1 protein-coding gene and 1 pseudogene are annotated in these 1,229 nt (G+C 67.0%); both read right to left on the bottom strand.

Annotated elements, in window-relative coordinates:
• Positions 1-269 (bottom strand): annotated as a pseudogene (locus tag JCM19049_RS14595) (hypothetical protein); the annotation flags it as partial.
• 300 nt (positions 270-569) lie between these two features.
• A partial coding sequence (locus JCM19049_RS14590; RefSeq protein WP_279403295.1) for an endonuclease/exonuclease/phosphatase family protein occupies positions 570-1,229 on the bottom strand: 660 nt, incomplete at its 5' end.

Genomic DNA, 1,229 nt, shown 5'->3' with positions numbered 1-1,229 from the left:
CCCCAGGCAGCGGTGGTTCCCACCACCGGCACGGCGGCGGTCCCGCCGACCGCTGCACCCGATCCCGTGGCCAGCGCCAGGTAGTCCCGTTCCACGATTTTGGCCAGTTCCGCCGCCGTGGCCTGGGGGTGCTTGCGGTGCAGGCGCTTGAGGTAGGCCAGCACGATGGGACGCTGCACGCCAATGCCCTTGAGGATGGCCTGCTGGACGCCGGAACGGGGTTTTCCGTCGGGTCCGATCAGTGACATGGTGATGGGGTCTTTGCTCATGATGTACCAACTGTAGCGAGCAAGGCTAGAAATTTGCAGGGAAAACGTGGTTCGGATCGACCGGGTGCGGCTGCGGCCGCGCCGCGTTACCCGCTAGTAGGTCAAATCGCTCCAGAGTAGTTCCGGGGTTCCGCTGAGGTTGGGCTGCTCGGTGCCGGGGTTCGACGGGGTCATTTCCTGGTCCCGGATGCTCCCGTGACGGGCGATCTCCAGGGTGTCGGCGGGCAGGATGTAGTTGGTGTCGTCGTGAATGCCCTGCTCGGCGACCCGAGGTTCTCCAGCATGTCATCCACGGCTTGGTTATTGCCGTGGTTGCGTCCCAGCTCGCCCAGCACGACGTAGCTGGTGGTTGCCGGGGGCGGCGCCGCGGTCATCCTGCAGGTAGTCGGCCGCCGAAAGCCAGTCGCCCACGATGCGCAGCTGGTCGCTGTGCCGCGGCGCGGAGTGCGTCAGTTCCTCGCGCACCTGGTCGGTCTGCACGGCGATGACCCGCACGGTGCTGCCACCCACCTTGATAGGTACATCCCAGAGTCCGGATTCCATGACCGGCATGGCCTCGGCGATGGTGCCGTTGAGTCCCGATTGGGGCATGGTGTTCCCCGGCATCTGGGACCAGCGCTGCTTGGTCACGGTCTGCACGTGCTGGGTGTCGATGGGGTGCTTGGAAAGCAGCACCATGGCACCCTGCCCGGGGAATTCGCCGTACCCCCAGGCGTCGGCTGGGCCGCCGACCACCTGGTCGTTGTCCAGGTCGGCGCCGCTGGGGGTGCCCTTGTTGGTGGGCCCGGCGTAGACATAGGGGTAGTTCACCGCCCGCCCACCATCCTGGGCGTGCTTCAGGTACTGGTTGTTCAGGGAGCGGGCCGCTGCCTCATCCGCGTCAATGCCGGTCAGCAGCACCACGTCGGCGTCCGCCTGCTGGATGGCCTTGGCCACCTGCGCGGCCTCGGTGCTGGCGCC

The organism is Arthrobacter sp. JCM 19049, from assembly GCF_001310435.1.
The sequence above is the reverse complement of the archived record's forward strand: the minus strand, read 5'-3'. Positions and strand labels throughout refer to the sequence as shown.